The following is a 21,962-nucleotide window of genomic DNA, read 5'->3' as shown; positions in this document are numbered from 1 at the left end:
ACCGATCCTTCTGGATCGGTTTTTTTTGCCTGAGCGTTGTGTGGAAGCGTTGTGTGGAAGCGAGCTTGCTCGCCAATGCCCGATACCCTCAAGCCGTCTTGCGGCTCGCCCGCGCCATCACTCCATAACCCAGCAAGGCCGCCAGCAACGAGCCGGTGAGGATGCCCATGCGGTCTGTGCCGGTGTAGGGGCTGGTGCCGGCATCGAAGGCCAGGGTGCCGACGAACAGGCTCATGGTGAAGCCGATGCCGCACAGGATCGAAACCCCCAGCACCTGCCCCCAGTTGGCGCCGGCCGGCAGCTTCGCCAGACCGCTGGCGACCACCAGCCAGGTCAGGCCGAACACCCCCAGGGTCTTGCCCAGCAGCAGGCCGGCGCTGATGCCCAGCGACACCGGATGGAGGAAGCTGCCGGTGCTCAGGCCGCTCAGGGATACGCCAGCGTTGGCGAAGGCGAACAGCGGCAGGATGGCGAACGCGACCCAGGGATGCAGGCCGTGCTCCAGGGTCAGCAGGGGGGCGGGCTGGCCTTGTGGTACACGCAGTGGGATGCACAGGGCCAGGGCCACGCCGGCCAGGGTGGCATGGATACCGCTCTTGAGGATGCACACCCACAGCACGGCCCCCAGCAGCAGGTAAGGCGCCAGGCGGGTGACGCCGGTACGGTTGAGCAGCGCCAGCAGCACCAGCGTGGCGCCGGCCAGGCCCAGTGCCAGGTTGGACAGTTCACCCGAGTAGAACAGCGCGATGATCAGGATGGCGCCCAGGTCGTCGATGATCGCCAGGGTCATCAGGAACAGCTTGAGCGACAGCGGCACGCGTTTGCCGAGCAGGGCCAGCACGCCCAGGGCAAAGGCGATGTCGGTGGCGGTGGGAATCGCCCAGCCGGCCAGCGCCGTGGGGTTACCGAGGTTGAACAGCACGTAGATGAGGGCGGGAATGACCATGCCGCCGATGGCCGCTGCACCGGGCAGGACGATCTGCGCCGGGTTGGACAGCTGGCCTTCGAGCACCTCGCGCTTGACCTCCAGGCCGATGACCAGGAAGAACAAGGCCATGAGGCCGTCGTTGATCCACAGCAGCAGGGGCTTGTCGATCAGCAGGGCGCCGAGGCGCAGCGTCACGGGAATGTCCAGGAAGCTGGCGTAGAGGCTGGACAGGGTGCTGTTGCTGGCGATCAGTGCCGCCGCGGCGGCGGCGATCAGCAGCAGCCCCCCGGCTGCTTCGAGCTGGAAGAAACGCATCAGGGTGTTACGCATGGCCGGGCTGTTCTCCAGGTGGCGTGTGAGGGCAGAGGCCGGGTCTGGAGTGCCCGAAGGGCAGAAGCGGAAGGCGGGACCGGGCCGGCAGCAAGCCTAACAAGGCTGCGTGCGCCGGCTGGCGAGGAAGGGGCATCTTGTGGTGTAGGGATTTTCCGAAATTGCCTGCAGCGCCTTACCAGTCTGGCTGGACGACGCTGCAGGTGAGGGGCTCAGTCGTGCAGGCCGAGCAAGTCCTTGGCCACCGCCTCGGCGATGCGGATGCCGTCTACGCCCGCGGAGAGAATGCCGCCCGCGTAGCCGGCGCCTTCGCCAGCGGGGTACAGGCCCTTGACGTTCAGGCTTTGCATGTCCTGGCCGCGGGTGATGCGCACTGGCGCCGAAGTACGGGTCTCCAGGCCGGTGAGCACCGCGTCGTGCAGAGCGTAGCCCTTGATCTGGCGGTCGAACACCGGCAGCGCTTCGCGGATCGCCTCGATGGCGAAGGGCGGCAGGGCCTGGGCCAGATCGACCAGCTTGACGCCGGGCTTGTAGGACGGCTCGACGCTACCCAGCGCGGTAGACGCCTGGCCGGCGATGAAGTCGCCGACCAGTTGCGCCGGTGCCTCGTAGTTGCCACCGCCCAGTTCGAAGGCCAGGGACTCCAGGCGTTCCTGGAGTTCGATGCCCGCCAGCGGGCCGCCGGGGTAGTCGCGTTCCGGGTCGATGCCGACCACCAGGCCCGAGTTGGCGTTGCGCTCGTTGCGCGAGTACTGGCTCATGCCATTGGTGACCACCCGGTTGGGTTCGGAAGTGGCCGCCACCACCGTACCGCCAGGGCACATGCAGAAGCTGTACACCGAACGGCCGTTGCTGGCGTGATAGACCAGTTTGTAGTCGGCGGCGCCCAGCTTCGGGTGGCCGGCGTACTTGCCCAGGCGCGCCTGGTCGATCAGCGACTGCGGGTGCTCGATACGGAAACCTACCGAGAACGGCTTGGCCTCCATGTATACGCCACGGGCGTGCAGCATGCGGAAGGTGTCGCGAGCGCTGTGCCCCAGGGCCAGCACCACGTGGCGCGACTCGATGCGCTCGGCGTTGTCCAGCTCGACACCGACCAGTTGGCCATCGTCGATCAGCAGGTCAGTGACCTTGTGTTCGAAGCGCACCTCGCCGCCCAGCTCGATGATCTCCTGGCGGATGTTCTCGACCATGCCGGTAAGGCGGAAGGTGCCGATGTGCGGTTTGCTGACGTAAAGGATTTCGTCCGGCGCACCGGCCTTGACGAATTCGTGCAGCACCTTGCGACCGAGGAAGTTCGGGTCCTTGATCTGGCTGTAGAGCTTGCCGTCGGAGAAAGTACCGGCCCCGCCTTCGCCGAACTGCACATTGGACTCGGGGTTGAGCACGCTCTTGCGCCACAGGCCCCAGGTGTCCTTGGTGCGCTGGCGCACTTCCTTGCCGCGTTCGAGGACGATCGGCCGAAAGCCCATCTGTGCCAGCAGCAGGCCGGCGAAGATGCCGCAGGGGCCGAAGCCGATGACGATGGGGCGAATGGGGAAACCCTGCGGTGCGTGGCCGACGAACTTGTAGCTGACATCCGGAGCCGGGCCGATCTGCCGGTCGCCGGCCAGTTTCTTCAGCAGCGCGGTCTCGTCGCGGACGTTGAAGTCCAGGGTGTAGATGAACAGCATTTCCGAGGATTTCTTGCGCGCATCGTAGCTGCGCTTGAAGACGGTGAAATCCAGCAGATCGCTGTCGGCGATGCCCAGGCGTTGGACCAGGGCGCTGCGCAGTTCTTCGTCAGGGTGATCGAGAGGCAGCTTGAGTTCGTTGATTCGTAACATTCAGGGGTCCGGTTTCGGGCCGCAGGTTCAGCCCGGCAGCACTACAAGAACCGGGCATTATATGCGGCCTGAGGCCTGGACCGTTATGCCCAATTGACGGGCGCGGCCGTTCAGTCGTTGCGCGAGCCGCCGTAATAGCCGCAGCCGCGCACTGCCTGGCCGTTGATGCGCAGCTCGGCGCTCAGGTGGCGCACCGCGCCGCTCTTGCTGTCGACGCAGCGTTGTGGCGCGACCCACATGTCGATGCGCTGGCCGTTGGCTTCGCTGCTGAGGTTGAAACGCCCGTCGGGCAGTTGCTCTTCGAGGTAAGGCAGCGCGACCGGCGGCTGGCCCTGTACATCGATGATCATGCCCTTGCCGCTGACCTCGACGTTCCATACCGGATTCAGGCCGTCGGCGTGCAGGGTCAGGCGCTTGAAGTTCGGGTCTTCGCAGGCTTGGCCGGGGCGTTCGACGCGATACAGCTGGTACAGGTCGAGCTGGCCGTCACCGCCCTGGGCCTTGCTGGCGTTGAAGCGTCCGCGCAGGTCGGCGAACACCTTGCCCTGGGCGTCGGCCAGGCTGGCGGCTTCCTGAAGGATGGCGGTGTCGCCGCGATCGATCACCACGTAGCGGCGTGGTTCGCCACAGGGCTGGAACAGCAACTTGCCATTTTCGCCACTGAGCGTGCCCTGCATACGGGTCATGCCCACCATGGAGACCTTGGCCGGTGCAGCAGATTGCACGCCCAGCCATTGGCAGCCGGCGAACAGGGGCAGCAGGGAGAAGACGAGGGCAGAGCGGAAAGCGGACATGGGGCAACCTCAAGGACAGGTGCCGCCACGTTACTCAGGGCGGGGATGTATCTCAAGGGGGAGGTGGCGTGAGCCTGCCAGTCTGTTGTTGCGCCCGGCTGGGCGGTCGCAGCCTCAGGTGAGGGCGGCTTTAGCCGCAATACGGGTCAGTTAGACCGGGTAGGAGCGGCTTTAGCCGCGAAGCGACCGCCTGTTCACGACAGATGCAGTGAATTTCCTGGCGCTTTCGCGGCTAAAGCCGCTCCCACCAAGCCATATACCGCCTTACTGACCCGTATCGCGGCAAAGCCGCTCCCGCCGGACGTGCTCCCGGAGGCCGGGAGCATTCAGGTGCCTCAACCGCCCAGATAGGCTTCGCGCACTTTCGGGTCGACCAGCAGCTGTTCACCGGAACCCTGCATCACCACCCGGCCGTTTTCCAGCACATAGGCACGGTCGGCGATCTTCAGCGCCTGGTTGGCATTCTGTTCGACCAGGAACACGGTCACGCCATCGCGGCGCAGCTGTTCGATGATGTCGAAGATCTGCTGGATGATGATCGGTGCCAGGCCCAGGGACGGCTCGTCGAGCAACAGCAGCTTGGGCTTGCTCATCAGCGCACGGCCGATGGCGAGCATCTGCTGCTCGCCGCCGGACATGGTGCCGCCGCGCTGGCTGAAGCGCTCCTTCAGGCGCGGGAACAGGTGCAGGACCTTGTCCATCTGCTCCTGGTAGTCGCCCTTGTCGGTGAAGAATCCGCCCATGGCGAGGTTTTCCTCGACGGTGAGGCGGGCGAACACGCGGCGGCCTTCAGGCACCACCGCGATGCTCTTGCGCATGATCACCGAGGACTCCTGGCCGACCAGTTCCTCGCCCAGGTAGCGGATGCTGCCGCTGTGCGCGCGTGGCGAGCCGCACAGGGTCATCAGCAGGGTGGACTTGCCCGCGCCGTTGGCGCCGATCAGGGTGACGATTTCGCCCTGGCGCACCTCGACGTTGACGCTGTGCAGCGCCTGGATCTTGCCGTAGAAGGTGGAAACGTTCTCGAACTGCAGCATTTACGCTTCCCCCAGGTAGGCTTTGATGACGTCGGGATTATCGCGGATCTCCTGGGGAGTGCCGTTGGCCAGGGGGGTGCCCTGGTTGATCACGAAGATGTGGTCGGAAATGCTCATGACCAGCTTCATGTCGTGCTCGATCAGCAGCACGGTGGCGTTATGGTCGTTGCGCAGTACGCCGATCAGCGCCTTGAGGTCTTCGGTTTCCCGCGGGTTGAGGCCGGCGGCCGGCTCGTCGAGCATCAGGATGCGCGGACGGGTCATCATGCAGCGGGCGATTTCCAGGCGACGCTGCTGACCGTAGGCCAGCGTGCCAGCGGGGCGGTTGGCGAATTCACGCAGGTTCACCGCTTCCAGCCAGTATTCGGCGTATTCCATGGCCTCGCGTTCGCTGCGGCGGAACCCCGGAGTCTTGAACAGCCCCGACAGGAAGTTGGTGTTCAGGTGCCGGTGCTGGGCGACCAGTAGGTTTTCCACGGCGGTCATTTCCTTGAACAGCCGCACGTTCTGGAAGGTGCGCACCACGCCCTTGCGGGCGATCTGGTGGCCGGCCAGGCCCTGGATCTCTTCGCCATCGAGCACGATGGTGCCGGAGGTCGGCTTGTAGAAGCCGGTCAGGCAGTTGAACACGGTGGTCTTGCCGGCGCCGTTAGGGCCGATGATCGACACCACCTGTTTTTCATTGACGTTCAGGGCTACGCCGTTGACGGCCAGTAGGCCGCCGAAACGCATGGACAGCCCCGAGGCTTGCAGTATGGGTCGGCTCATTTGCCCGGCTCCGCTTTCAATTTCATTTCGGGGCGTTGCATCGGCAGGAAGCCTTGAGGACGCCAGACCATCATCAGCACCATCATGGCGCCGAACATCAACATGCGGTATTCGCTGAACTCACGCATCAACTCCGGCAGCAGGATCATCACGATGGCCGCGAGGATCACGCCCAGCTGCGAGCCCATGCCGCCCAGCACCACGATGGCGAGGATGATCGCCGACTCGATGAAGGTGAACGACTCGGGGGTGATCAGGCCCTGGCGAGCGGCGAAGAAGCTGCCGGCGAAACCGGCGAAAGCGGCGCCCAGGGTGAAGGCCGAGAGTTTGATCACGGTAGGGTTCAGGCCCAGTGCGCGGCAGGCGATCTCGTCTTCGCGCAGGGCTTCCCAGGCACGGCCGATCGGCATGCGCAGCAGGCGGTTGATGACGAACAGCGCCAGCAGCACCAGCAGCAGGGCGACCAGGTAGAGGAAGATCACCTTGTTGATCGAGTTGTACGGCAGACCGAAGAACTCGTGGAAGGTCTGCATGCCCTCGGCGGCCTTGCGTTCGAAGGTCAGGCCGAAGAAGGTCGGTTTCTCGATGTTGCTGATGCCGTTCGGGCCGCCGGTGAGGTCGGTCATGTTGCGCAGCAGCAAACGAATGATCTCGCCGAAGCCGAGGGTCACGATGGCCAGGTAGTCACCACGCAGGCGCAGCACCGGGAAACCCAGCAGGAAGCCGAAGAAGGCGGCCATCAGGCCGGCGATCGGCAGGCAGATCCAGAAGCCCAGGCCGAAGTAGTGCGACAACAGCGCGTAGCTGTAGGCGCCCACGGCGTAGAACCCCACGTAGCCGAGGTCGAGCAGGCCGGCCAGGCCGACCACGATGTTCAGGCCCAGGCCCAGCAGCACGTAGATGAGGATCAGCGTGGCGATGTCCACCGCACCGCGCGAGCCCATGAAGGGCCATACCAGGGCGACCAGCACCATGGCCAGGATGATCCAGCGCTGGGTGCTCGGCAGGGTCAGGAAGGTCCCGGCCTTGGGCGACAGGCCTGGCAGGCGTGGCGAGGAACGCCAGGCGGCGGAGATCTGTTCGCTGAACAGCACGCGCAGGAACATGGCTACGGCGCAGCCGAGGATGATCGCGATGGTCGAGCTGCTGGCGTTGAGAACCGCCAGGTTGACGCCGACGATCTCCAGCTTCAGGCCCAGTACCGGGTAGGCCACGGCCAGCACCAGCAGGGCGCTGAAAAAGGCCGATTTGAGATTCTTGCTCATACTTTTTCAACCTCCGGGCGGCCCAGCAGGCCGGTCGGCCGGAACAACAACACCAGAACCAGCAGGCTGAACGCCACGACGTCCTTGTACTGGTCGCCGAACACGTCTGCACCGAACGCCTCGGCCACGCCGAGCACCAGGCCACCGAGCATGGCGCCCGGAATGCTGCCGATGCCGCCGAGTACCGCGGCGGTGAACGCCTTGATGCCGACCAGGAAGCCGGCGTTGGGGTTGATGACCCCGTACTGCATGCTCAGCAGTACTGCGGCCACGGCGGCCAGCGCGGCGCCGATCACGAAGGTGAGGGCGATGATGTTGTTGGTGTTGATACCCAGCAGGTTGGCCATCTTGATGTCTTCGGCACAGGCGCGGCAGGCGCGGCCCAGGCGGGAGCGGGAGATGAACCAGGTCAGGCCGAGCATGGTGATCAGGGTGACGATGAAGATCAGCACCTGCATGTAGGAAATGACCACTTCATGGGTGCTGGCCGAACCGAACACGAAGTTGCCCGGAATCAGGTTGGGAATCGACTTGTCCTTGGAGTCTTGCGACAACAGCACGGTGTTCTGCAGGAACAGCGACATGCCGATGGCGGAGATCAGCGGGATCAGGCGGTTGCTGCCGCGCAGTGGCCGGTAGGCGACCCGCTCGATGCTGTAGCCGTAGGCGCTGGTGACCACGATGCTGGCCACGAAGGCCGCCGTGATGATCAGTGGCAGACTGCCCAGGCCCAGCATGGTCAGCCCGGCGATGGCGATGAACGCCACGTAGGAACCGATCATGTACACCTCGCCGTGGGCGAAGTTGATCATGCCGATGATGCCGTAGACCATCGTGTAGCCGATGGCGATCAAGGCGTAGGTGCTGCCAATGGTCATGCCATTAACCAGCTGTTGTAGAAAGTGATAGATGTCTATCTCGGGCATTACAGCGCTCCTGAAAACCTGCACGACGGCTCACTGGCCAAACGTTTCCCCGTTGCGCGTCGTGGTGTTGCTCCCGCGTTGACGCAAATCCAGTGAAAGGGGGCCGGCATGGTTTCGAGTGGTTCAGACAGACGGGCCCTTGTGAAGCCCGAGCGTCTCGTAAAACAAAGCCCACTGCGATTGCAGTGGGCTTTGGGTGTTCATCGAAGGCGTGAAATCACTTCACGGGGGCTTCGGTCTTGGTGCCGTCTTTGTGCCAGGTGTAGACCACGAACTTGAAGTCCTTCAGGTCGCCCTTGTCATCGAAGGCCAGGTTGCCGGTCGGGGTCTTGAAGGTGTTGGCGCGCATGGCTTCTGCAACCTTGGCGGTGTCTTCGCTCTTGGCCTTGGTGATGGCTTCGGCGATGACTTCCACGGCAGCGTAGGACGGGAATACGAACGGACCGCTCGGGTCTTCGTTCTTGGCCTTGAACGCGTCGACCAGGGCCTTGTTGGCCGGATCCTGGTCGAAGGAGGCAGGCAGGGTCACCAGCAGGCCTTCGGACGCGTCCTGGGCGATCTGCGAGATGGAGGCGTTACCCACGCCCTCCGGACCCATGAAGCCGGCCTTCAGGCCCTTTTCCTTGGCCTGGCGCAGGATCAGGCCCAGCTCAGGGTGGTAGCCGCCGTAGTAGACGAAGTCGACGTTGGCTTGCTTCATCTTGGCGATCAGCGAAGAGAAGTCCTTGTCGCCGGCGTTGATACCTTCGAACAGGGCGACTTTCACGCCGTCTTTCTCGAGGGTCTGCTTGACGGCGGTGGCGATGCCTTCACCGTACTGCTGCTTGTCGTGGATGACCGCGACGACTTTCGGCTTGACCTGCTTGGCAATGTAGTTGCCGGCGGCAGGGCCCTGGGCGCTGTCCAGGCCGATGGTGCGGAACACCAGCTTGTAGCCACGGGCGGTCAGGTCTGGGCTGGTGGCCGCCGGGGTGACCATCAGGATGCCTTCGTCTTCGTAGACGTCCGAAGCCGGCTGGGCGGAGCTGGAGCACAGGTGACCGATGACGAACTTCACGCCATCGTTGACGATCTTGTTGGCAACGGCGACCGCTTGCTTGGGATCGCAGGCGTCATCGTATTCGACGGCTTCGAGCTTCTTGCCGTCCACGCCACCCTTGGCATTGATCTGTTCGATGGCCATTTTCGCGCCGCTGAACTGCATGTCGCCGTACTGGGCGACCGCACCGGTCTTGGGACCGGCGATGCCGATCTTGATGGTGTCGGCGGCGAAGGAATGGCTGGCTGCACCGGCCAGTACCAGTGCGGCGAACAGCTTGGACAGCTTGTTGGTTCCCTTGATCATGAGTGCTCCACTCTTGCGTTGTAGTTTTTATAATCCCGACGGCCATTGCCGCAGGACCGGATGACGAACCCGGTCTGCCTTCCGCCAACTGTACCGGCACAGTCTAGAGCGCCGCTGGATCGCTTGAAAAGCTGGCGGTTCAAGGCAAAACCGATGGATGTCGCCTGATCGACAGAAACTTACAGAATTTCGCTGTAGTTTTTTCATCCGACCCGTCCTGGATCGAAGGCTGCACGATCATTTTTGTTACCAAGGCTCCCGTCGCGTTGTTTCACTACACAGGGCGGGACAAGCCGTCATGTGCAGGGAAAACCCGCTGCAAACCGCGTCAGGCGCCATGTTTGCGGGTTGTCTCCGGGGGAGTCGACGTTATCATTGCGCCGATTTTTCCATTCGGTGAAACCCATGAAGCAAGAACCAAGCACCCTCTATGCCAAACTGCTCGGCGAAACGGCGGTAATTCCCTGGCAGCAATTGCAACCATTCTTTGCAAAGGGTGCCCTCTTGTGGGTCGCTCCCGAGCTGGATCTGATCGCCGTGGCCGAAGCCGTTGCCGAGAACGACACCGCGCGGGTTTCTGCCTGGATGGCCGCCGAGCAGGTTGCCAAAGTCTCTGAATCAAGGGCTCTGGCGTTCTTCGAAGCGGATGCACAGCTGTGGGCGGTGGTCGTCGCGCCCTGGATTCTGATCCAGGACAGGGCGTCGCACTGATTCGTGATTCATTTTGGTGCGAAGCGATGCGCCGAACTGGACAGCCAGCTTCCACTTCGTGGCGCGAAGAGTAGCAAAAGGCTACTGCGCCAGCCACGCGGTCGCCGTCAATCCGACCAGCGCGTACGCTTGGTGCGTACGGGGTGGCTGCGCGAGTAGTGTTCCCGGCTGGCGGGAAGGTCCTTGAACAGATCCAGCGAGCGCGGGATGTCCACTTCCTGCCGGCGTGATTCGAGCATCACCGAGGCTGGCCACAGGCTGGCCGGCTCACGTTCGTTCATCTGCTTGATCAACGGCAGCAGTTGCGCCAGGGGCAGCGGCTTGCTGAACAGGTAGCCCTGCACGTAGTCCGAGGCGTACTGGCTGAGGAAGTCCAGTTGTGCCGGGGTCTCCACACCCTCGGTGACGACCCGCAGGTGCAGGGTATGGGCCATGACGATGATCGCGTGGACGATCTCCATGTCGCGGGACGACTTGGGTACGTCCTGGATGAACGAGCGGTCGATCTTCAGGGTGTCCAGCGGCAGGTGCTTGAGGTAGGCCAGGGATGAATAGCCCGTGCCGAAGTCGTCGATGGACAGCGATACCCCCAGGCTGCGGATGTGCTTGAGCAGCACGATGGTATTACTGATGTTGCCCATCAGGGCGTTCTCCGTGACTTCCAGCTCCAGGCGGCTGGGTTCGACGTCAGCCTGTTCCAGGGCGTCCTTGACCTCATCGGCCAGCTCCTCGCGGGACAGGTTCAGGGCCGAGCAGTTGACCGCGATGACCAGTTCGTCGAAACCGTCCAGGCGCAGAGCACCCAGGTCCTTGCAGGCACGGCGCAACACCCAGTTGTCCAGCTCGGCGATCAGGCCGTTGGCCTCAGCGATGCCGATGAAACGGTCCGGACCGAGCAGGCCGTGTTCGGGGTGTTCCCAGCGCACCAGGGCCTCGAGCTTGGCCACGTGGCCGGTGCGCAGGTCGATGATCGGCTGGTAGAACACCTGCAGGCCGGTCTCTTCGCGCAGCGCGTTGCGCAGTTCTTCTTCCAGATGCAGTTCCAGGCTGGCGCGGGTCTTGAGTGCCGGGCTGAAGAAGGTGACACGGTTGCGACCATTGCCCTTGGACTGGTACAGCGCCAGGTCGGCATTTTTCAACAGCTCTTCGCTGGTTTCGCCGTCACGCGGGAACACCGCGATGCCGATGCTGGTAGTCATCACCATGCGTCGGCCGCTCAGGGCGATGGGTTCCTTCATCTTCTGCATGACCCGGTGCGCCAGGTGCCGGGCTTCTTCGTAATGCGGCACGCTGATCAGGATGCAGAACTCGTCGCCGCCGAAGCGTGACACCACGTCCTGCACACGGGTGGCGCTGCGGATGCGTTCGGCGATGACCTTGAGCAGTTCATCGCCGGCATCATGGCCGAGGCTGTCGTTGATGCGCTTGAAGTGGTCAATGTCCAGGAACATCACCGCCAGCATGCCTTGGCTGGTGGCGTGCTCGATGAGCTGTTCGGCAAACAGCTGGTTGAAGCCCCTGCGGTTGACCAGGTTGGTCAGCGGGTCATAGTGGGCCACCTGTTGCAGTGACATCTGGGCCTGGTCCAGCTGGTTCAGCAGGTTGTTGACCCGCTGCAGGTCCCGCTCCTTGCCCTGCAGTTTCTTGTCGGCCATCGCCGCGCTGATACTGCCCGCGACGATCAGCAACATGATGGCGGCGATGGTAAGCCCCAACTGCTGGCTATTCGGGGTATCGGCCAGCTGCATCTCTGCGCCTTCCGGCAGCACCAGGCTCAGGGCGTGCATGCCGGTCATGTGCATGGACATGATGCCAGCGCCCAGGAACAGGCTGATGCTGTAACGGAACATCTGATGGAACATGCCGCCGTTCTTGCGCAGCAGGCGTGGCAGGATCAACAGCGCCAGGCTGGCCAGGAAGGCGATCATGATCGACAGCGTGAACAGGTGCGGGTCGTAATACTGTGCCGCGTCCGACTGCACGGCTGCCATGCCGATGTAGTGCATGGCGCTGACCCCTAGCCCGATCAGCAGCGCGCTGACCAGGCAGTCGAGGGTATTCAGATGCGGTTTGCCCAGGCTGCGTACGGCAATGGCACCGGCGAACATCACGAACAACAGCGAGGCCAGGGTAATGCCCATGTGGAAGGTCAGCCGCAAGGGCGCCTGGAAAGCCAGCATGCTGATGAAATGCATGGCCCACACACCACCGGCCAGGCACAGGGCGGCCAGGCACTTCCAGACACGGCGGTGGCGTGTGACTTCGACGTTGACTGCCCGTTCGGCGACGTCCATGGTGGCGTAGCAGGCAGCGCAGATCACCCCAAAGGCCAACGCGACGAGAAAGATGTTGTGGCTGCAGTCGAGCAAAATCTGCCCGGCATCGGGCGTTCCCACGAAAACATGCAAACTCGGCCAATCCATAGCATGCCCTAAATAGATTCACTGTCAGGATCGCCAGGGGGCTGGCAGCACCAATGGCGATTCGATTGCAGTATAGAAGTCGTCAATCACGCCACAGTTCCCAGTGCAATTAAATTGCCTCTATGGTCAGGTTTTTCGACTGGCGGTAGGGGGCCTGGTTACGAATCTTTACAGACTATGTCGAGTCGCGACGGCAATCTCTGGCTAGGCTGACTACGACTTTCACCACCGCCCTGCGCAAGGATGCTGGGATGAACAACCCGCTCACGGCCGCCGCCACCCAGGCCAGCAACGCCTGGCGTGTGCTGTTTCTGCTGTTTCTGGCCAACCTGTTCAACTTCTTCGACCGGGCGATCCCGTCCATCGTGACCGAGCCGATCCGCAAGGAATGGCAGCTCAGCGATTTCCAATTGGGCCTGATGGGCACTGCGTTCACGTTGGTCTACGCGATTGCCGGGCTGCCGCTTGGACGCCTGGCCGACAAAGGTTCGCGCAAGACCATCATGGGCTGTGGTCTGGCCGTGTGGAGCGGGCTGACGGCCGTGAACGGCCTGGTCGGCAGCTTCTGGAGCTTCCTGCTGGTGCGCATGGGGGTCGGCATTGGCGAGGCCAGCTATGCGCCGGCGGCCAACTCGTTGATCGGCGACCTGTTCCCGGCTCAGCGTCGCGCACGGGCCATGGGCCTGTTCATGCTGGGTCTGCCGTTGGGGCTGTTGCTGGCGTTCTTCACCATTGGTGCGATGGTCAAGGCGTTCGACAGCTGGCGCGCGCCGTTCTTCATCGCCGCCGTACCAGGGCTTGTCCTGGCGCTGTTCATGTTCTTCATTCGTGAGCCAAAGCGCGGCGCCGCGGAGAGCGTGGTGGTCAACGAAGCGCCGATCGACCAGCCGTTACGCCGCCTGTTGGGTATCGCCACGTTCCGCTGGCTGGTGCTCGCCGGCCTGGCGTACAACTTCGCCACCTATGCGTGCAACTCATTCATGGTGCCGATGTTGCAACGCTATTTTCAGATTTCCCTGCAAGAGGCGGCGGTCGCCACTGGGGTCATCGTCGGGGTGACCGGTCTGATCGGCCTGACCGCTGGCGGCTGGATCGCCGACAAGCTGCATGAGCGCTCGCTCAACGGACGCCTGTTGTTCGCGGCCTTCAGCATGCTGGTCGCCACCCTCGCCACCGGCTATGCGCTGCATGCCGGGCTGGTGGCCATTTCCTTGTTCGTGGCGCTGTTCAGCCTGGGCTGGCTGTTCGCCTATAACTTCTACACCTGCGTGTACCCGGCAATCCAGGACGTGGTCGAGCCGCGTCTGCGGGCCACGGCCATGGCGGTGTTTTTCGCCGGGCTGTACCTGCTGGGCGGTGGCCTGGGGCCGGTGGTGGTCGGATGGTTGTCTGATCATTTCGCCGTGCAGGCCATGCAGGCGGCGGGGGCGGTCGAGATGAGCGAGGCGTTCAAGGCCGTGGGGTTGCATGGTGCCCTGTACCTGATCCCGGCCGCGCTGCTGGCGACCCTGGTGTTCCTGCTGCTGGCGACCCGCAGTTTCGGGCGTGATGCCCAAGCCATGCAGGCAAGGATGCAGGGTTGACGGCAGTACCGTCGGTTGGAGCTGATGCGAGGAGCGGCTTGCGTCGCGAAGCCGCTCCTGCAGGTGGGAGCGAAGGCGTCAGCCGGCCACCAGCACCCGGATCGCTTCCAGGCGCAGCGCTGCCTTGTCGAGCATGGCCAGGCCTTTCTCGCGCAGCTCACGCAAGGCTTCCAGCTCGCTCTCGCGCACGGTCGGGTTGACGGCGCGCAAGGCGGTCAGGCGGGCCAGTTCTTCCTCGGTATCCGCCGCCAGGCGACGCTGGGCCTCGGCCACGCGTTCGGCATGGCGTGGCGCGACCTTGGCTTCGCCGGCGTTGATCTTCGGCGTCAGCACATCGCGCTGGGCCTGGATGAACTTGTTGGCGCTGGCCTTCGGTACGCTTTCCAGCTGATCGTTGAGGGTGTTGAAGGACACCCGGCCGGACAGGTCGTTGCCGTTGGCGTCGAGCAGGCAGCGCAGTGCCGCAGGCGGCAGGTAGCGGCCCAGCTGCAGGGCGCGGGGCGCGACCACTTCACTGACGTAGATCAGCTCGAGCAGCACGGTGCCGGGCTTGAGGGCCTTGTTCTTGATCAACGCCACGGCGGTGTTGCCCATCGAGCCGGACAGCACCAGGTCCATGCCACCCTGCACCATGGGGTGTTCCCAGGTGACGAACTGCATGTCTTCGCGGCTCAGCGCCTGGTTGCGGTCGTAGGTGATGGTCACGCCTTCCTCGTCGCCGAGCGGGAAGCTGGCGTCGAGCATCTTTTCGCTGGGCTTGAGGATCAGTGCGTTTTCCGAATGGTCCTCGCTGTCGATGCCGAAGGCGTCGAACAGGGTTTCCATATAGATAGGCAGGCTGAACTGGTCGTCCTGTTCGAGGATCGCTTCCACCAGTGCCTCGCCTTCACCGGCGCCGCCGGAGTTGAGTTCCAGCAGGCGGTCACGGCCGGTGTGCAACTCGCTTTCCAGACGCTCACGCTCTGCGCGCGCCTCGTCGATCAGCGCCTGCCACTGGTCGTCGTCGCCGCCTTCGAGCAGCGGCAGCAGGCGAGGGCCGAACTGGTGTTGCAGGGCGTTGCCAGTCGGGCAGGTATTGAGGAAGGCGTTGAGCGCCTCGTGGTACCACTGGAACAGCCGTGCTTGCGGGCTGGTTTCCAAGTACGGCACGTGCAGCTCGATGGTGTGCTTCTGGCCGATGCGGTCCAGACGACCGATACGCTGTTCCAGCAGGTCTGGGTGAGACGGCAGGTCGAACAGCACCAGATGATGGGCGAACTGGAAGTTGCGGCCTTCGCTGCCGATTTCCGAGCAGATCAGCACCTGGGCGCCGAACTCTTCATCGGCGAAGTAGGCGGCGGCGCGGTCGCGTTCCAGGATGCTCATGCCTTCATGGAACACCGTGGCCGGAATGCCGGAGCGCACGCGCAGGGCGTCCTCCAGGTCCATGGCGGTCTCGGCGTGGGCGCAGATCACCAGGACCTTGACGCGCTTGAGCATCTTCAGGGTATCGATCAGCCATTCGACACGGGGGTCGAAGCGCCACCAGCGATGTTCTTCGTCGGTGTCGGTCTGGGCCTGGAAGCTGACTTCCGGGTAGAGGTCGGCGTGCTCGCCCAGCGGCAGCTCCATGTACTCCACCGGGTTGGGCAGCGGGTAGGGGTGCAGGTGGCGCTCCGGGAAGCCCTGTACGGCGGCGCGGGTGTTGCGGAACAGCACACGGCCGGTGCCATGGCGGTCGAGCAGTTCGCGGATCATCCGTGCCTTGGCATCGGCATCGCTGGCATTCACGGCGCTGATCAGGCTTTCGCCTTCGGCACCCAGAAAGCCGCGAATGGTTTCGGTGGCGGCGGCAGACAGGCGCCCCTGGTCGAGCAGCTCTTGCACGGCTTCGGCCACCGGGCGGTAGTGCTCGCTCTCGGTGCGGAACGCGGCCAGGTCATGGAAGCGGTGCGGGTCGAGCAGGCGCAGGCGGGCGAAGTGGCTGTCCTGGCCGAGCTGTTCCGGCGTGGCGGTGAGCAGCAGCACGCCCGGAATCACTTCGGCCAGCTGTTCGACCAGCGAGTACTCGCGGCTGGCCTTTTCTTCATGCCACACCAGGTGGTGGGCCTCGTCGACCACCAGCAGGTCCCAGCCGGCGGCGAACAGCGCGTCCTGGGCCTTTTCGTCCTCGACCAGCCACTCCAGGGCCACCAGGGCCAGCTGGGTGTCTTCGAAGGGGTTGCTGGCATCGCTTTCGATGAAGCGCTCGCTGTCGAACAGCGTGACCTGCAGATTGAAGCGCCGGCGCATTTCCACCAGCCATTGATGCTGGAGGTTTTCCGGTACCAGGATCAGCACCCGGCTGGCGCGGCCGGAGAGCAGCTGGCGGTGGATCACCAGGCCGGCTTCGATGGTCTTGCCCAGGCCCACTTCGTCGGCCAGCAGAACCCGCGGTGCAATGCGGTCGGCCACTTCGCGGGCGATGTGCAGCTGGTGAGCGATGGGTTGGGCGCGTACGCCACCCAGGCCCCAGAGCGACGACTGCAGCTGGCGGCTGGTGTGTTCGAGGGTGTTGTAGCGCAGGGCGAACCAGGGCAGGGGATCGATCTGCCCGGCGAACAGGCGGTCGGTGGCCAGGCGGAACTGGATGAAGTTGGACAGCTGGGTTTCCGGCAGGGTGACCAGTTCGTTCTGGCCATTGAAGCCGTGGTAGACCAGCAGGCCGTCGACGTCTTCGACCTCGCGCACGGTCATCTTCCAGTTCTCGAAGTGGGTGATGACGTCACCCGGCGAGAAGCGCACGCGGGTCAGCGGTGCGTTGCGCAGAGCATACTGGCGGGTGTCGCCAGTGGCCGGATAGAGCACGGTGAGTAAGCGGCCATCCTGTGCCAGAACGGTGCCTAGTCCGAGCTCGGCTTCGCTGTCGCTGATCCAGCGTTGCCCCGGTTGATACTGCTGCGCCATGCTGCATGTCTCCGCGATGAAAAAAGCCGGCTATGGTAACGGATGCTGCTCCTCAAGGCCAAAGGCGTCACGAAAAAACAACGGGTATCCGCCCACGTTTGCGGGTATTTTGCTTCGTAAGGGCACTAACAGCTGAAAACATAGTCGAAATGTTTCAGCCAGACGGGCTCAAGACGACGAAACGGCCGCCGACCAGGTGGGGATGAGGAGGACATAACTATGCTGCAACCGACGCTTCCCCTGAGTGTGGTGCCCGTCACATCGCAGCTCGACCCTGCCAAGCGACTGCCCGAGATTCCGCCTGTGGTGCCGACCCAGCCGAGCGGCAGCGACAACAGCATCGACCTGCGCCATGACGATGCCGAACAGGCTGCCTTGCGATTGCGTGAGGAGCAGGAGCGCCAGCAACGCCAGCAGCGTGGCGAAGCCCCGCCCGAGCATGATCAGGAAGAGGGGCCGCTGGTGGTGCCAGGCGACTCGCTGAATGCCGACAACACCGTGCCGGTGGTGCCACTGATCGACAACGAGCCACGCCAGGGGCTGTGGGTGGACGTCGAGGTCTGAGGCTGCGGTTGCCAGCCAGGCCTGCCTTTGCGCATCATGCGTCTCGATACCACGTTGTCCGAGAACCGTCCGCCATGAGCGATGAAGCCAAACTGATCGATTTCGGTGCCGAGCGCGCCAAGCGCATTCACGACATCAAGGACAAGCGCCTCGATGAAATGCGCCAGGCCTTCGAACAGGCCATGCCGCTCAACGCCAAGAAAAAATCGAAGAAGAAGCCCAAGAAGCGCTGAATCTCCTGCCTTTATTTCAATACTGATCAGTTAGACCGGGTAGCAGCGGCTTCAGCCGCGAAGCGATAGCATGTTCACAGATGCGGTGAATTTCCTGGCGTTTTCGCGGCTAAAGCCGCTCCTACCGAGCCACATAGCGGCTAACTGAGCTGTATTGGCCGTTATTTCCTTCCTGCGCCTGAAGTCGGTCCTGGTAGCCGTCGACGCTCTGATCGAACCAGGCTTGCCTGTCCATCACCTTGTGGATCACTGATCCAGGTCAATGTCCGCCTGCCGATCTGGCACTAATCTAACCCCATCGATCAGCAGCAAGCCGGAGGAAGGCAGCATGTTTTTCCTGGACAACCCGCAATTCGTCGTATCGGTCGGCTACGTGACCATGACCATGCTGACCCTGTTCTTCACCGGTCTGGCACTGTTTTTCTGGAACGACTCGCGCAACTGACGCGCAGCGCTTCACAACGAGCACGCAAGGCATTTAGGGCGACTTCGGTCGCCCATTTTTTTGTCTGAAAAAAACTGGGGAGGAATGCTTGGGGAAGGGGCGAAGCTGCTTTTCTACCAGCCAGATCGCCCCATCAACCGGGAATCAGGCGAAGGTGATCTGCGGCAGTTCGGTCAGCTCGACGACCTGCTGCTTGCGCGGTGCGAGAATCTCGGCTTCGCCGTCCACGACCAGTTCATCGTTCTGATTGAACACGCGGGTGGCGATGCGCACGCGGAACTTGGGCAGCTTTTCAAGGATTTCCAGGCGCACGGTCAGGGTGTCGCCCAGCTTGACCGGCTTCTGGAAGCTCATGGTCTGGCCAATGTAGATGGTGCCTGGGCCAGGCAGCTCGCAGGCCACGGCGGCGCTGATCAGCGCACCGCTGAACATGCCGTGGGCGATGCGCTCCTTGAACATGGTCTTGGCGGCGTACTCGGCATCCAGATGGACCGGGTTGTGGTCACCGGACATGGCGGCGAACAGCTGGATATCGCGTTCTTCGACGGTTTTGCTGTAGCTGGCGGTCTGGCCGACTTCGAGGGCTTCGTAAGGCGTGTTGGTGACCTGGGTCATGGGGCAAATCCTGACGGTAGAAATAAAGGCCGGGGCGACGGCTCATTCGGCCCGGGGTGGTCGTGGTCGCTCGAGGGCCTGTTGCAGCCAGTCGAGCACATCGCGCGTCACTTCATCGCGATTGGTCTCGTTGAGCAGCTCGTGCCGCGCACCGGGGTAGAGTTTAAGCCTTAATGCCTGGTGGCCAACCCCGCACAGCACATGAGCCAGATCCTTGAGACGCTTGCCGGCGCTGACCGGATCACATTCGCCGCCGATTATCAGCATCGGCAGACTCGGATCGATCTGCGCCAGGTTCGCCGGCTTGCTGATCCTGACCAACCCGCCGAGCAGGTCGACCCACAGCTGGTTGGTGCAGCGCAGACCGCAGAGCGGGTCGTGGATGTACTTGTCGACTTCCTGTGGGTCACGGCTGAGCCAGTCGAAGGGGGTGCGTGTTTTGCCCAGGCCGTCGTTGAAACGGCCGAACGACAGCCACTCGATCAGCGCGCTGCGGCCTTCGGGGCCCTGGCGCAGACGTTCGAACCGGGCGACCAGTCGGGCAACGTGATACAGCTTGGCGGGCTGGTAGTTGGAGCCGCAGAGAATCGCGCCTTGCAGGCTGGCGCCGTGGTGCATCAGCCAGGCCTGGACGATGAAGCTGCCCATGCTGTGGCCCATGAGGAACAGTGGCTTGCCTGGGTGTCGTTCGCTGACGGCCTGGGCCAGGTTCGACAGGTCACCGACCACCTTGCTCCAGCCATCTGCGCTGGCGAAGTGGCCGGCCACGCCTTGCGCGGCGGTCTTGCCATGCCCGCGCTGGTCGTGGGCGTATACGCCGTAGCCCTCTGCGCAGAGTCGTTCGGCGAAGCGGGCATAGCGCTCGCTGTGCTCGGCCATGCCGTGGCAGAGCATGAGCAGCGCCTTGGGGTCGGCGCTTGGCAACCAGGCGTTGACGTAGATCCGCGTGTGATCGTTGGTGTCAAGCCAGAAGGTGTGCTGCTGCATGGCCGGTGTCCTGTGCGCGGAGGCTGATTTCAGGAGTGTAATACTGCTGGCGATTTACAGTCATGGACGTGGAAAAGCCGACTGTATGGTCACTTACAAAAATGTGACTGTTTTTTACATTCTGGTCGTATTTGTGACTGGAACGGCTACCTTAGCCCCTAGGCGCTATTTGGCAAAGCTGCTAATCTCGGCGCGCTTTCCAGCGTAATCCAGTGAAAACGTGAATCGCATAACTCCAATTACATTCACTCACCGTCGCCCCCACGATGTGGAGAATTCGCCGTCGCTAAGGAGCAGGCTCGCATGATCGAAAACTTCTGGAAGGACAAGTACCCGGACGGCATCGCCTCCGAGATCGATCCTGACGAGCATCCGAACGTCCAGACGGTGCTCAAGCAATCCTGCCAGCGCTACGCCGACAAACCGGCGTTCAGCAACCTCGGCAAGACCCTCACCTACGGCGAGCTGTACGAGCTTTCCGGCGCCTTCGCCGCCTGGATCCAACAGCACACAGACCTCAAGCCCGGCGACCGCATCGCCGTGCAGTTGCCCAACGTCCTGCAGTACCCGGTGGCGGTGTTCGGTGCCATGCGCGCAGGACTGATCGTGGTCAACACCAACCCGCTGTACACCGCGCGGGAAATGGAACACCAGTTCAACGACTCCGGCGCCAAGGCCCTGCTGTGCCTGGCCAACATGGCGCACCTGGCCGAAAAGGTGGTGCCCAAGACCCAGGTTCGCCATGTCATCGTCACCGAAGTGGGCGACCTGCTGCCGACCTTCAAGCGTCTGCTGGTCAATGCGGTCATCAAGTACGTGAAGAAGATGGTGCCGGCCTATCACCTGCCACAGGCGCTGCGTTTCAACGACGTCCTGGCCATGGGGCGCGGCCGTTCGATCAACGAAGCGTCGCCGGCGGCCGACGACGTGGCGGTGCTGCAATACACCGGCGGCACCACCGGGGTCGCCAAGGGCGCGATGCTCACCCACCGCAACCTGATCGCCAACATGCTGCAGTGCCGCGCGCTGATGGGCTCGAACCTCGGCGAGGGCTGCGAGATCATCATCACCCCGCTGCCGCTGTACCACATCTATGCCTTCACCTTCCATTGCATGGCGATGATGCACTGCGGCAACCACAACATCCTGATCAGCAACCCGCGCGACCTGCCGGCAATGGTCAAGGAGCTGTCGAAGTGGAAGTTCAGCGGCTTCGTGGGGCTCAACACCCTGTTCGTTGCGCTGTGCAACAACCAGGACTTCCGTAACCTCGACTTCTCCGCGCTGAAGGTCACGCTGTCTGGCGGCATGGCCTTGCAGCAGGCCGTGGCAGAGCGCTGGAAGGAAGTCACCCACTGCGCGATCTGCGAAGGCTATGGCATGACCGAGACCAGCCCGGTGGCCACCGTCAACCCTTCGCAGAAGAACCAGATGGGCACCATCGGCATTCCGGTGCCGTCTACCCTGTGCAAGGTCATCGACGACGCCGGCAACGAGCTGCCGTTCGGCGAAATCGGCGAGCTGTGCATCAAGGGCCCGCAGGTGATGAAGGGCTACTGGCAGCGCGCCGAGGCCACGGCGGAAATCCTCGATGGCGAAGGCTGGCTGAAAACCGGTGACATCGCGATCATCCAGCCCGATGGCTACCTGCGTATCGTCGACCGCAAGAAGGACATGATCCTGATCTCCGGTTTCAACGTATACCCCAACGAGCTGGAAGACGTGCTGGCGACCCTGCCGGGTGTGCTGCAGAGCGCGGCCATCGGCGTACCGGACGAGAAGTCTGGCGAGTCGATCAAGGTCTTCGTGGTGGTCAAGCCGGGCATGACCCTGACCAAGGAGCAGGTGATGGAGCACATGCGTGCCAACCTGACCGGCTACAAGGTGCCGCGCAGCGTCGAGTTCCGCGACGCGCTGCCCACCACCAACGTCGGCAAGATCCTGCGTCGCGAACTGCGTGACGAAGAGCTCAAGAAGCTGGGCGTGAAGAAGTAACGCTTTGCGCCCTGACCCCATACGGGTCAGTCCGACCGTTGGAGCGAGCTTGCTCGCGATTATCGCGGCAGGCTCGAAACGGATGTATCGGGCTTACCAGCCTTTTCGCGAGCAAGCTCGCTTCAACGCTTCACTGATCAGTAATGCGGCTGAGGCTGCTCCTGCCGGATTCCCACCCTCTGGCAGGTAGCGGCTTGAGCCGCAAAAAGTCTGTCTGCCCCATCGCGCCTGAACGGGTGCAGAATGGCCAAGGACCGCCGGG

17 protein-coding genes are annotated in these 21,962 nt (G+C 63.2%); 5 read left to right on the top strand and 12 right to left on the bottom strand.

Features of this window, described 5'->3' with window-relative positions; genetic code table 11:
• Nucleotides 1-88: 88 nt before the first annotated feature.
• The 8 genes from nhaA to RRX38_RS10175 all read right to left on the bottom strand — a co-directional run bounded on the left by nhaA (nucleotide 89) and on the right by RRX38_RS10175 (nucleotide 9,219).
• Nucleotides 89-1,258, bottom strand: a complete 1,170-nt coding sequence (gene nhaA, locus RRX38_RS10210; protein ID WP_315962419.1) for a Na+/H+ antiporter NhaA — start codon at nucleotides 1,256-1,258, stop codon at nucleotides 89-91.
• Between the two features lie 212 nt (nucleotides 1,259-1,470).
• Nucleotides 1,471-3,084 carry an NAD(P)/FAD-dependent oxidoreductase gene (locus RRX38_RS10205; RefSeq protein ID WP_315962418.1) on the bottom strand — a complete coding sequence of 538 codons (1,614 nt, stop codon included), beginning with the start codon at nucleotides 3,082-3,084 and terminating at the stop codon, nucleotides 1,471-1,473.
• A 110-nt stretch (nucleotides 3,085-3,194) separates the two neighbouring features.
• A complete protein-coding gene (locus RRX38_RS10200; protein ID WP_315962417.1) occupies nucleotides 3,195-3,878 on the bottom strand; it encodes a hypothetical protein in 684 nt (227 codons plus the stop codon).
• Between the two features lie 335 nt (nucleotides 3,879-4,213).
• Complete coding sequence (locus tag RRX38_RS10195; protein WP_295473559.1) at nucleotides 4,214-4,915, bottom strand: ABC transporter ATP-binding protein; 702 nt, start codon at nucleotides 4,913-4,915, stop codon at nucleotides 4,214-4,216.
• Complete coding sequence (gene livG, locus RRX38_RS10190; RefSeq protein ID WP_295473557.1) at nucleotides 4,916-5,683, bottom strand: high-affinity branched-chain amino acid ABC transporter ATP-binding protein LivG; 768 nt, start codon at nucleotides 5,681-5,683, stop codon at nucleotides 4,916-4,918.
• Nucleotides 5,680-6,948 carry a high-affinity branched-chain amino acid ABC transporter permease LivM gene (locus tag RRX38_RS10185; protein ID WP_295473554.1) on the bottom strand — a complete coding sequence of 423 codons (1,269 nt, stop codon included), beginning with the start codon at nucleotides 6,946-6,948 and terminating at the stop codon, nucleotides 5,680-5,682. The genes livG and RRX38_RS10185 overlap by 4 nt, the downstream gene beginning before the upstream one ends.
• The gene (gene livH, locus RRX38_RS10180) at nucleotides 6,945-7,874 is read right to left on the bottom strand and encodes a high-affinity branched-chain amino acid ABC transporter permease LivH (protein WP_295473551.1); all 930 of its coding nucleotides are present in this window, start codon (nucleotides 7,872-7,874) and stop codon (nucleotides 6,945-6,947) included. The genes RRX38_RS10185 and livH overlap by 4 nt, the downstream gene beginning before the upstream one ends.
• Nucleotides 7,875-8,091: 217 nt before the next feature.
• Entirely contained in the window at nucleotides 8,092-9,219 is a 1,128-nt protein-coding gene (locus RRX38_RS10175; protein ID WP_315962416.1) for a branched-chain amino acid ABC transporter substrate-binding protein, read from the bottom strand.
• A 405-nt stretch (nucleotides 9,220-9,624) separates the two neighbouring features.
• Between RRX38_RS10175 and RRX38_RS10170 the strand changes: the two genes are divergently transcribed.
• Nucleotides 9,625-9,930 (top strand): DUF2288 domain-containing protein, encoded by a 306-nt coding sequence (locus RRX38_RS10170; RefSeq protein ID WP_315962415.1) that lies wholly within the window; start codon nucleotides 9,625-9,627, stop codon nucleotides 9,928-9,930.
• A gap of 107 nt (nucleotides 9,931-10,037) precedes the next feature.
• Here the strand turns inward: RRX38_RS10170 and RRX38_RS10165 are convergent, their stop codons facing one another.
• Nucleotides 10,038-12,353 (bottom strand): putative bifunctional diguanylate cyclase/phosphodiesterase, encoded by a 2,316-nt coding sequence (locus RRX38_RS10165; RefSeq protein WP_315962414.1) that lies wholly within the window; start codon nucleotides 12,351-12,353, stop codon nucleotides 10,038-10,040.
• A gap of 251 nt (nucleotides 12,354-12,604) precedes the next feature.
• Between RRX38_RS10165 and RRX38_RS10160 the strand changes: the two genes are divergently transcribed.
• Entirely contained in the window at nucleotides 12,605-13,936 is a 1,332-nt protein-coding gene (locus RRX38_RS10160) for an MFS transporter (RefSeq protein WP_315962413.1), read from the top strand.
• 78 nt (nucleotides 13,937-14,014) lie between these two features.
• Here the strand turns inward: RRX38_RS10160 and rapA are convergent, their stop codons facing one another.
• Nucleotides 14,015-16,861, bottom strand: coding sequence for an RNA polymerase-associated protein RapA (rapA, locus tag RRX38_RS10155; protein WP_315962412.1), 2,847 nt, complete (start codon nucleotides 16,859-16,861; stop codon nucleotides 14,015-14,017).
• A 219-nt stretch (nucleotides 16,862-17,080) separates the two neighbouring features.
• Between rapA and RRX38_RS10150 the strand changes: the two genes are divergently transcribed.
• Together RRX38_RS10150 and RRX38_RS10145 are read left to right on the top strand one after the other, a co-directional pair.
• Entirely contained in the window at nucleotides 17,081-17,425 is a 345-nt protein-coding gene (locus tag RRX38_RS10150; protein WP_315962411.1) for an aspartate-semialdehyde dehydrogenase, read from the top strand.
• A gap of 74 nt (nucleotides 17,426-17,499) precedes the next feature.
• Complete coding sequence (locus RRX38_RS10145; protein ID WP_315962410.1) at nucleotides 17,500-17,658, top strand: hypothetical protein; 159 nt, start codon at nucleotides 17,500-17,502, stop codon at nucleotides 17,656-17,658.
• A 589-nt stretch (nucleotides 17,659-18,247) separates the two neighbouring features.
• Here RRX38_RS10145 and RRX38_RS10140 read toward each other — a convergent pair.
• On the bottom strand, nucleotides 18,248-18,718 hold the full coding sequence (locus RRX38_RS10140) for a MaoC family dehydratase (RefSeq protein ID WP_315962409.1): 471 nt from the start codon (nucleotides 18,716-18,718) through the stop codon (nucleotides 18,248-18,250).
• A gap of 42 nt (nucleotides 18,719-18,760) precedes the next feature.
• Nucleotides 18,761-19,705, bottom strand: a complete 945-nt coding sequence (locus RRX38_RS10135) for an alpha/beta hydrolase (protein ID WP_315962408.1) — start codon at nucleotides 19,703-19,705, stop codon at nucleotides 18,761-18,763.
• A gap of 303 nt (nucleotides 19,706-20,008) precedes the next feature.
• Here RRX38_RS10135 and fadD1 point away from each other — a divergent pair, with 303 nt between their 5' ends.
• On the top strand, nucleotides 20,009-21,700 hold the full coding sequence (gene fadD1, locus RRX38_RS10130; protein WP_315962407.1) for a long-chain-fatty-acid--CoA ligase FadD1: 1,692 nt from the start codon (nucleotides 20,009-20,011) through the stop codon (nucleotides 21,698-21,700).
• Nucleotides 21,701-21,962 lie beyond the last annotated feature (262 nt).

This window comes from Pseudomonas sp. DTU_2021_1001937_2_SI_NGA_ILE_001 (genome assembly GCF_032463525.1).
Taxonomy (GTDB): Bacteria; Pseudomonadota; Gammaproteobacteria; order Pseudomonadales; family Pseudomonadaceae; genus Aquipseudomonas.
Note: the sequence above shows the minus strand (reverse complement) of the source record. Positions and strands in the feature narration are given on the sequence as shown.

Bases quoted from the DNA above. Each gene is read 5' to 3' on its own strand.
- RRX38_RS10135 (WP_315962408.1), bottom strand. From the start codon at position 19,705: ATGCAGCAGCACACCTTCTGGCTTGACACCAACGATCACACGCGGATC.
- rapA (WP_315962412.1), bottom strand. From the start codon at position 16,861: ATGGCGCAGCAGTATCAACCGGGGCAACGCTGGATCAGCGACAGCGAA.
- RRX38_RS10175 (WP_315962416.1), bottom strand. From the start codon at position 9,219: ATGATCAAGGGAACCAACAAGCTGTCCAAGCTGTTCGCCGCACTGGTA.
- RRX38_RS10200 (WP_315962417.1), bottom strand. From the start codon at position 3,878: ATGTCCGCTTTCCGCTCTGCCCTCGTCTTCTCCCTGCTGCCCCTGTTC.
- RRX38_RS10205 (WP_315962418.1), bottom strand. From the start codon at position 3,084: ATGTTACGAATCAACGAACTCAAGCTGCCTCTCGATCACCCTGACGAA.
- fadD1 (WP_315962407.1), top strand. From the start codon at position 20,009: ATGATCGAAAACTTCTGGAAGGACAAGTACCCGGACGGCATCGCCTCC.
- nhaA (WP_315962419.1), bottom strand. From the start codon at position 1,258: ATGCGTAACACCCTGATGCGTTTCTTCCAGCTCGAAGCAGCCGGGGGG.
- RRX38_RS10185 (WP_295473554.1), bottom strand. From the start codon at position 6,948: ATGAGCAAGAATCTCAAATCGGCCTTTTTCAGCGCCCTGCTGGTGCTG.
- RRX38_RS10145 (WP_315962410.1), top strand. From the start codon at position 17,500: ATGAGCGATGAAGCCAAACTGATCGATTTCGGTGCCGAGCGCGCCAAG.
- RRX38_RS10195 (WP_295473559.1), bottom strand. From the start codon at position 4,915: ATGCTGCAGTTCGAGAACGTTTCCACCTTCTACGGCAAGATCCAGGCG.
- RRX38_RS10170 (WP_315962415.1), top strand. From the start codon at position 9,625: ATGAAGCAAGAACCAAGCACCCTCTATGCCAAACTGCTCGGCGAAACG.
- RRX38_RS10150 (WP_315962411.1), top strand. From the start codon at position 17,081: ATGCTGCAACCGACGCTTCCCCTGAGTGTGGTGCCCGTCACATCGCAG.
- RRX38_RS10165 (WP_315962414.1), bottom strand. From the start codon at position 12,353: ATGGATTGGCCGAGTTTGCATGTTTTCGTGGGAACGCCCGATGCCGGG.
- RRX38_RS10160 (WP_315962413.1), top strand. From the start codon at position 12,605: ATGAACAACCCGCTCACGGCCGCCGCCACCCAGGCCAGCAACGCCTGG.
- livG (WP_295473557.1), bottom strand. From the start codon at position 5,683: ATGAGCCGACCCATACTGCAAGCCTCGGGGCTGTCCATGCGTTTCGGC.
- livH (WP_295473551.1), bottom strand. From the start codon at position 7,874: ATGCCCGAGATAGACATCTATCACTTTCTACAACAGCTGGTTAATGGC.
- RRX38_RS10140 (WP_315962409.1), bottom strand. From the start codon at position 18,718: ATGACCCAGGTCACCAACACGCCTTACGAAGCCCTCGAAGTCGGCCAG.